We start from the raw sequence: 8,449 nt of genomic DNA, 5'->3' as shown, positions 1-8,449 counted from the left end.
CCACCTTGAGGTTGCGGCCGTGCTTGTAGCGGAGCGACGTGCTCGCCTCGCGGTCGCCGATCACCTTCGTCGGCGACAACGCGCGGACGGCGCCGTGGTCGGTCGTGATGACGACCGTGCAGTCGTGACGGGCCAGTTCCTCGAGGGCGGACTTCAGCCACGAGTGCTCGAACCACGTCGTCGATAGCCCGCGGTAGGCCGGCACGTCGGGTGCGATTTCCTTCAGGATCTTGGTGTCCGACCTCGAGTGCGCCAGGATGTCGACGAAGTTGACGACGATGGCCGACAGGTCGTGCTGGAGGTAGTCCGACACGCGGTCAGCGAACTGGACGCCGTCGTTCTGCGAGACCAGCTTGTCGTAGCGGACCCGGATGTCGCCGCGGTGCTTGCGGTTCATCAGGTCGTCGAGGTACTCGGCCTCGTGCGCGTTCAGCGACGACTCGTCGTGGTGCTCGTCGACGGTGTAGTTCTGGTGCCGCTTGGCCAGGTCGATGGGCAGCATCCCTGCGAAGATGGCGTTGCGGCTGAACGGCGTCGCCGTGGGGAGCAGGCCGAAGTGCCAGTCGCGCTCGACATCGTAGAGCCCGTGCAGCGACCGCTCGAACAAGAGCCACTGATCGTAGCGCATGCAGTCGATCAACATGAACACGACGGGCTTCTCAGGCTTCTTGCCGACGTCTCCGAGGTGCGGGAAGACCCAGCGCGGCAGGATCTCGTGGCTCAGCGCGAGTCGGTCGCGGCGCGGCTTCTCGCCGGCCTTGGTGTCCTCGATCCAGCGCGGGTAGTGGTCCTCGACGAAGTCCGCGAAGCGGTCGTTGGCCTGGCGGTACTGGTCGTCCAGGATCTGGCGGACGCCCTCGTCAGCGCCCTCGAGGTCGAGGTCGTACCGAACCAACCGCTCGTAGACCTCGAGCCAGTCGGTCACGTCCAAGTCGCCGCCGATCCGGGCCGAGAGCTCGCCGAAGCCCTGGAGGTAGTCGCGCTGGACGGTGTCGCCGCGGATCTGGGCGCCGTCCAGGATCTTCTTGACCGAGAGCAGGATCTGCTTCGGGTTGACGGGCTTGATCAGGTAGTCCGCGATCTGCCGCCCGATCGCGTCTTCCATGATATGCTCCTCCTCGCTCTTCGTGATCATCACGACGGGCGTCTCGGGCCGGTCGCCCTTGATCTGCTGGAGCGCATCGAGGCCGCCGAGCCCGGGCATCTGCTCGTCCAGAAACACGACGTCGAAGCGCTCGTCGCGGGCGCGGTCCACGGCGTCAGACCCGTTGGCGACCGTCTCGACGTCGTAGCCCTTGGCTTCGAGGAAGAGGACGTGTGGCTTGAGCAGGTCGATCTCGTCGTCGGCCCAGAGGATGCGTGGCATACCGGGAGGGGGAAATGGCGTAGCGACGAGCGGGGGCGAGCGGGGCGAGTGAGAGGCGTCAACGATACGACCGCGCGCGGAGTGCCCGCCGTCCTCGAGGACGAGCGGGAACGGAGAGATGGGAGAGGGCCGACGCCGCTCGCGACCTCGAGGGCGGCCCCGGAACCTCGAGGGCGAGTACCAGACGGGAGTAGCCCTCGTTAGGCGTGCTCTCTGTCCCTGCGCCTCCCATGGTCTCGAGCTCTCTCTGCACGGCCGTGCTCCTGCTCGCCGCGCTCGTCGTCCTCCCCGCCTGTGACTCCACCGAGGACCATTCCGTCGGTGGGACCTACGTCGCTTCCACGGTGGAGGGGTCAGCCCAAATCGATTACACGCTCGTTCTCTCACCGATCGAGAACGGCGGGACGGCCTCGTTCTCGCTCACGTACGACATCGCATTCGACGGCGGGCCGGGCGAGATCGAGGTCGTGACGGGAACGGCGACGTACGACCATCCGACCCTCACGCTCGTGGCCGAGAGCGAAGGCGAGACGTCCCCGTTCTCCGCCACGGTCAGCGACGGTGGGGACTCGGTGACGCTCGCGGTGGAGCGGGTCACGCTGACCCGCCGTTAGAGAAGACGGCTCGTCGAGGACGCTGCGAAACCGACCTCGAGGACGGACCGGCGGCACCAACGACAATCAGGACGCGTTGAGAGGCCGGCGCCGCGTGGCGTCTGACTGTACTCGTCCTCGACCGATGATCCTCCGACTCCTCCTCGCCGCCGCCCTCCTCGCGCCGGCTGCGTTCGCCCAAGACGCCCCCGTCAACTGGCACCTCCTCGACCGCGACACGGACGGCGTGCCCGGCATCAGCCTGGAGGCCGCCTACGACGCGCTCCCCGACCGCGAGCCGCGCACGGTCGTCGTCGCCATCATCGACTCCGGCGTCGACACGGAGCACCCGGACATGGCGCCGATCCTGTGGGTCAACGACGACGAGATCGAGGGCGACGGCCTCGACAACGACGGCAACGGCTACGCCGACGACGTTCACGGCTGGAGCTTCCTCGGCGGTGCCGACGGCCGCAACGTCGAGCACGACACGTACGAGCTGGCCCGCTTGGTCCGCCTGTGCCGTCTCGACACGCCAGACGCGACCTACGGCGACTGCCCCGCCCTCGAGGGGGCCCTCCAAGCCGAGCGTGGGCCGCTCGAGGACCAGCAGGTCCAGCTCGGCCCCATCCTCGAGGCCGCCCGGGCTGCCGACGCCCGCCTCCGCGCCCGCTACGGCGACGATTACGACCTCGAAGACCTGGACTCTGCCGACGATCCCGGCCCGCTCGTCTTCCTGGCTCAGCAAGGCGCCTCGCTGCGCGACCTCGAGGACTACTTGTCCAGCATCGATAGCCGACTGGCGCACGGGCTCAATCCGGACTACGACGCCCGCGACCTGGTCGGCGACGACTACGCGAACACGGCCGAGCGCCTGTACGGGAACGCCGACGTGGCCGGCCCCGACCCGAACCACGGGACGGGCGTCGCAGGATTGGTGGCGGCCGTTCGCGGCAACGACATCGGCATCGACGGGATCGCACCGGCTCAGATCATGGCGTTGCGCGCCGTACCGGGTGGCGACGAGCGGGACAAGGACGTCGCCAACGCGATCCGCTACGCGGTCGACAACGGGGCCGACATCATCAACATGAGCTTCGGCAAGAGCTACTCGCCTCAGAAGGCAGCCGTCGACGAGGCGGTCGCCTACGCCGTGGCAAACGGCGTTTTGCTGGTCCATGCGGCCGGCAACTCAGCCGAAGACCTGGACACAGCCGACAACTTCCCGACGCGGCGGCTTCTCGACGGGACCGAGACCGGCGGCTGGCTCGAGGTCGGCGCGAGCGGGTCTGATCCGAAGGCGCTAGCAGCGTCGTTCTCGAACTTCGGTCAGGACGGCGTCGACCTGTTCGCGCCGGGCGCCGCGGTGCAGTCGCTGAAGCCGGGCAGCGGGACGCAGATCGCGAATGGAACGTCGTTCGCGGCGCCGGTCGTCGCGGGCGTCGCGGCCCTCGTCATGGCCTACTTCCCCGACCTCGAGGCCGAGGAGGTCCGCCAGATCCTGCTCGACTCCTCGACGCGCTACACGGACGACATCATCGCGCGGCCTGGCGACAACGTCTCGGTCGGGTTCGGCACGCTGTCTCGGACGGGCGGCGTCGTCAACGCCGCGGCGGCGGTCCGGCTCGCGGCGGAGCGCTCGGCGGCCGACTAGCGCGCTTCCGTCCTCGAGGTCGGGCCATGCCTGATCCGGCCTCGAGGACGAACACTGGCGCCCGGCCGCGGTCTCGACGTCTCACCAACCGAGACGGATCATGCCGGCGTACAACAAGGGAGACAAGGTCGAGTGGAACTGGGGCGACGGGACCGGGACGGGCACCGTCCAAGAGTCGTTTACCGACGAGGTCACGCGGACCATCAAGGGCAACGAGGTCACGCGCAACGCCGACAGCGACAACCCGGCCTACCTGATCGAGCAGGAGGACGGCGACCGCGTGCTCAAGTCCGAGAGCGAGCTGTCGAAGGCTTGACCTCGAGGTCGACGCACGGGTGCTCGGCCTCGAAGCGCCCCCGAGTGGTGTGGAGCGGTCTCGAGGCCGGCGCGTCGCACGCTCGACTCGAGGCCGGCGGGCGAGCGTGACACGTCGTGTTCCTACGGGCGGCCTCGAGGTCGCTTCCGTCCTTACGAGCCGACCTCGAGGACGAACAAAAAAAGCCCGGCCGCCCTCGAGGACGGCCGGGCCGGTCTGGCAGCGGGCGCGGACTAGTCGTCGCCGTCGCCCTCATCGCCGGAAATGAACTGGCCCGCGATGCCGAGCACCGCGTCCATGTCCAGGCCCTCGTCGAAGGCCTCCGTGATCTGGTCGCGCGTATAGCCCGAGAGCGCCGACGTCAGGTCAACCCCGCCCTGGGTCACGTTGTCCTCGGACGGGAAGCCGCTGCCGGCGCCGTACACCGGGGCGATCGGGCCGGGCGCGTTGTCCTGGTCGCCAGGAATCCAGCCCTGGGCGGCCGGGCTCGCATCGAGACGGCGGATGGCCGCCGCGTGGCGGGCCTCGACGGAGTGGATCTGAAGGGCCACTGTGAGGTAGTCCTTGTTCATGATCGAGGCCGCCTGGCCCTTGTACGCACGGACGCCCGTGTCCTCCAAGCCCTGCGCCAATGTCGCGATGTTGGCGAACGAGCCCAGGAAGTCGCCGAAGGCGAAGTCGCTGTCGGTGTAGTCGACGGGGTCGCCGCCGGCGTCGGTGATCGCGCCGCGCAGGAGCGTGACGTGGGCCGCCTCGTCGTCGCGGAGCGTCGTGAACAGCGGGAGCACATCGGCGGGAATGTCGCCCGTGTCGACGGCTTGGCGGTAGAAGGAGCGCTCGAGGTACTCGAGGGTGAGCGCGTAGTTCAAGATGCCGAAGTCGCCGTCGGTCGACTGTGCGCGGGCGTCTTTGGCGGTCAAGAACGGGATCGCGGCGACGGCCGCGCCCAGGCCGAGCCGTCCGGTTTGTCGGAGCGCGTCGCGGCGAGAGAAGGCGCCCAGCGAGGCGTCGCTGAACTGCTGAAGAAGGTCTGTCATTGAAATCTGTAGAGTGTGCGGAGCGAGACGGTGGAGGTCGGTCTCTAGCTCGATGGCACGTTGACGACGGTGATCATGTCGGTGATGAACGGGGTCGCGCGGCCGTTCGGCCCGACGACTTGGTCCGGCGTGAGCGCCAGGTCGAGCGCCGTGTCGGTCGTGATCGTCCCATCGCCGGCGATGGCGTTGTCCTGGAGGAGCCCGGCGATGACCGACGCGTGGCGGGCCTCGACGGACACGATCTTGCCGGCGAGCAGCAGGTAGCCCTCGTCCGCGATGTAGCGGCCGGCCCCGTTGTACGCGCCGACGCCGGTGTCCTCGAGGGCGAGCGACGTCTGGAGAACGGACGTCCTCGAGCCGAAGTCGACCGTGCCGAAGTCAGGGGTCAGTCCACCGATCACGGCGCTTTCGCCGCCGGCCATCACGATGGCGGCGCGCAAGAAGTCGCGGTGGATGGCCTCGTGGGCCGCGAGGTCGTCGAGGATGGCCCGCTCGCCCGTGCTGAACGCGCCGCCGAAGCCGCCGTCCGAAATGACGGCGTCGTAGAACGCGGCCTCGAGTTGCTCCAGGGCGTACGCATAGTTGAGGACGCCGAAGTCGTTCGAGAAGTCGAGCGTGACGTCGGCGCCCACATCGACGGGGTCGTCGGAGTCGCAGGACTGGAGGGCGGTGGCGGCTGCGACGGCGCCGAGCCCGAGGCTGGCGCGTTTGAAAAACGCTCGGCGGCCCGACCGGACCGGCGAGCCCTCGCTGAGAGGCGTAGACATACAGGGGGGAGTGGTGTGCTCTCCAAACGGGTCTCGGCCGTTGCGATTCCGATCCAAGCCCTCATTGGACGATCGTCCTACACGAGACAGGGGGATCCCCCTGTACACCGATACGTGCCCCCCGATGGCTTCGAGGACGGCCGACGGCCCCTACGCCTCCGCGAGCCGGATGTCCTGCGCCTTGAGCTGCAACGTCGTGCGGCCGTTCCAGTGGTTCTCGTCCACCTGGAACGCGACCTCGAGGGGGCGCCCTCGACGGACGCTCGCGAGTGCGGTGTCGTAGCGCTCCGCGAGTCCGAACCCGATCAGCGAGTACACCGGACCGCCGTCGATCTGGGCGACGCGCATTCGGAGGTGCTGCTTTTGAGCGCCAACGCGTGAGGGCTGGCCGACGACCTTGAGCTTGCGTCCGTGAAAGACCGGCCGCTGGTTGTCGGGTCCGTGCGGGCCGAACTGCTTGAGCACGCTCCAGAACCGCGGCGAGACCTCGCCCAGATGGAGCTCGGCGTCGAGCTCGATTTCGGGCACCATGTCCTCGTCGTCCTCGATGGAGAGTGCGACGGCGTCGGGCAGGCGCTCGCGAAGGGCCTCGACCTTGTCGATGGGAAGCGCCAGGCCAGCGGCGAACGCGTGGCCGCCGAACCGAGACAACAGGTCCGAGCAGTGCGAGAGCGCGTCGTAGATCGAGATCCCTTTGACGCTCCGCGCCGATCCCTTGGCCGATCCCGTCGCGCCGTTCGAGGTGAGCAAGACCGTCGGACGATGGAAGCGCTCGGCCACGCGGCTCGCCGTGATCCCGATCACGCCGGGGTGCCAGCCGGGCTTGTAGACGACCAACGCCATCGGGTCGTCCTCCATCAGCTTCTCGGCGATGACGAACGCCTCGTCCCGCGTCTGCCGGTCGAACTCGCGTCGGCGCAGGTTGAGCTCCTCGATCTCATCGACCAACCGGCGCGCGTCCTCGAGGTCGGTCGAGGCGAGCAGTTCGGCGGCGATCCCAGCGTCGGCGATCCGGCCGGCGGCGTTGATCCGGGGGCCGATCTGGAACACCATCCTCGAGGACGTGCACGAGCCCAGGTCGACGCCGGACTTCTCGGCTAGGGCCACGATCCCGACACGGGGTGCGTCGCACAACTGCTTGAGTCCAGCGCGCATCAGGACGCGGTTCTCGCCCACCATCGGGACGATGTCGCACGCCGTCGAGACGGCGACCAGATCGAGGTACGGCCATGCCTCTTCGGCCGGCAGCCCAAGCGCCTCGAGGACGCCCTGAATCAGCTTGAACCCGACGCCGCAGCCGCTCAGCCCGCCGAACGGGTAGTCGCAGTCCTCGCGCTTCGGGTCCAGGATGGCGACGGCCTCGGGCAACGTCGGGCCGGGCGTGTGGTGGTCGCAGATCACGACCTCGACGCCCTGGGCGTTCGCGTACGCGACCGCGTCGACGGCCGTGATGCCGCAGTCGATCGAGATCAGCAGCGTCGCTCCGCGCTCAACGGCATGATCGATGCCGGCCGGGCTCAGGCCGTAGCCGTGCTCGAAGCGGTTCGGGATAAAGAAGCTCGCCTCGACGCCCTGGCTCCACAGGAACGTCAGCAGCATCGCTGTCGAGGTCGTCCCGTCGACGTCGTAGTCGCCGTAGACCATGACGCGGTCGTTGTCGCGGATCGCCTTGGCGACGCGGTCGACGGCGCGGTCCATGTCGCGCATCCGAAACGGATCGTGGAGCCGGCCCAACGTAGGTCGAAAAAACGTGTGGGCGTCGTCGAACGACGTGACGCCACGAAGCGCGAGCGACCGGGCGAGCGCGTGGGGGAGTTCGTTGAGCTCGGACGCGAGCGAATCGACCAGCAGCTCGTCCTCGACGGGCCGCAACGTCCAACGGAAGGGGGACGGCTCTACGGCAGAGCCACCGGCAATTGAATCATCGGGCATGTACCAGCGAGGCGTGACCACCCCGCATTTTGTTTCTATTAGCGTGAAGATACGTGGGCTCCACGCTCGCCCCTGTGCCGCTACCGCATCCCGATGAACCCGACCATCCGCCCGGCAGTGCCACCTTCGGCGCGGTACGAGTAGAACCGGTCGGTCTCTAAGACCGGGCATCCCGCCGCGACCTCGATGTCGGAGACACCCACTTGGCGAAGCTGTCCCTCGAGGACGGCCTTCAGATCGACGTGCGGACGCGGCCACTCGGCGCGTCGCTCCACGACCGCGTCGTCGAACTGCTCGGCCACTTCCTCCCCGACCTCGAACGCCTCAAGCGAGATGCACGGCGCGACGTACGCCCGCGTCCTCGAGGACGACGAGCCCAGCGCTTCCATTGCCCGGATGGTCTCCCCAACGATCCCCGCGACGGTCCCGCGCCATCCACTGTGGCACGCCCCAACGACGCCGGCCTCGAGGTCGGAGAGCAAGACCACGCCGCAGTCGGCCGCGATCACGGTGAGCAAGAGCCCGCGCTGATCCGTCACCAAGCCGTCGTGTGCGTCCACGTGTCCCGGCTCGCGGACTGTCGCCACGTCCGCCCGGTGAACCTGCCCCACCGACGCCAACGGCATCCCGACCTCGAGGACGAGATGCGTCCGCGTCTCGTCCAGACTCGTCCCTTCGGGCGCGAACGACCGAGTCGTAAACCCGGCCTCGAGGACATTGCTCGCAAAGTCTGGTCGGAGGATCGTGTCAGTCATGGCCGAGCGCATCGAGGGCGGCTCGTTCG

The 8,449-nt window shown here is 68.3% G+C and carries 8 protein-coding genes; 3 read left to right on the top strand and 5 right to left on the bottom strand.

Annotated elements, in window-relative coordinates; all coding sequences use genetic code 11:
• On the bottom strand, positions 1-1,366 hold a 1,366-nt coding region (locus WBA11_RS03670), incomplete at its 3' end, for a response regulator (protein ID WP_424519370.1).
• A 257-nt stretch (positions 1,367-1,623) separates the two neighbouring features.
• Here WBA11_RS03670 and WBA11_RS03665 point away from each other — a divergent pair.
• From WBA11_RS03665 to WBA11_RS03655, 3 genes are all read left to right on the top strand, one after another.
• Positions 1,624-1,980: a hypothetical protein gene (locus WBA11_RS03665; RefSeq protein ID WP_424519369.1), complete on the top strand. Its 357-nt coding sequence runs from the start codon at positions 1,624-1,626 to the stop codon at positions 1,978-1,980.
• A gap of 124 nt (positions 1,981-2,104) precedes the next feature.
• Complete coding sequence (locus WBA11_RS03660; RefSeq protein WP_424519368.1) at positions 2,105-3,613, top strand: S8 family serine peptidase; 1,509 nt, start codon at positions 2,105-2,107, stop codon at positions 3,611-3,613.
• Positions 3,614-3,713: 100 nt separating this feature from the next.
• Positions 3,714-3,929 (top strand): DUF2945 domain-containing protein, encoded by a 216-nt coding sequence (locus tag WBA11_RS03655; RefSeq protein WP_424519367.1) that lies wholly within the window; start codon positions 3,714-3,716, stop codon positions 3,927-3,929.
• A 233-nt stretch (positions 3,930-4,162) separates the two neighbouring features.
• Here WBA11_RS03655 and WBA11_RS03650 read toward each other — a convergent pair whose 3' ends face one another.
• The 4 genes from WBA11_RS03650 to WBA11_RS03635 form a co-directional block, all read right to left on the bottom strand.
• Complete coding sequence (locus WBA11_RS03650; protein ID WP_424519366.1) at positions 4,163-4,966, bottom strand: ferritin-like domain-containing protein; 804 nt, start codon at positions 4,964-4,966, stop codon at positions 4,163-4,165.
• Positions 4,967-5,010: 44 nt separating this feature from the next.
• Complete coding sequence (locus WBA11_RS03645; protein WP_424519365.1) at positions 5,011-5,733, bottom strand: ferritin-like domain-containing protein; 723 nt, start codon at positions 5,731-5,733, stop codon at positions 5,011-5,013.
• A gap of 150 nt (positions 5,734-5,883) precedes the next feature.
• Complete coding sequence (recJ, locus tag WBA11_RS03640) at positions 5,884-7,686, bottom strand: single-stranded-DNA-specific exonuclease RecJ (RefSeq protein WP_424519364.1); 1,803 nt, start codon at positions 7,684-7,686, stop codon at positions 5,884-5,886.
• A 59-nt stretch (positions 7,687-7,745) separates the two neighbouring features.
• On the bottom strand, positions 7,746-8,449 hold a 704-nt coding region (locus tag WBA11_RS03635; protein WP_424519363.1), incomplete at its 5' end, for a polyphenol oxidase family protein.

This window comes from Rubrivirga sp. (assembly GCF_049648075.1).
Taxonomy (GTDB): domain Bacteria; phylum Bacteroidota; class Rhodothermia; order Rhodothermales; family Rubricoccaceae; genus Rubrivirga.
Note: the sequence above shows the minus strand (reverse complement) of the source record. Positions and strands in the feature narration are given on the sequence as shown.

Coding starts and splice junctions, on each gene's coding strand:
- WBA11_RS03655 (WP_424519367.1), top strand. CDS start 3,714: ATGCCGGCGTACAACAAGGGAGACAAGGTCGAGTGGAACTGGGGCGAC.
- WBA11_RS03645 (WP_424519365.1), bottom strand. CDS start 5,733: ATGTCTACGCCTCTCAGCGAGGGCTCGCCGGTCCGGTCGGGCCGCCGA.
- WBA11_RS03650 (WP_424519366.1), bottom strand. CDS start 4,966: ATGACAGACCTTCTTCAGCAGTTCAGCGACGCCTCGCTGGGCGCCTTC.
- WBA11_RS03660 (WP_424519368.1), top strand. CDS start 2,105: ATGATCCTCCGACTCCTCCTCGCCGCCGCCCTCCTCGCGCCGGCTGCG.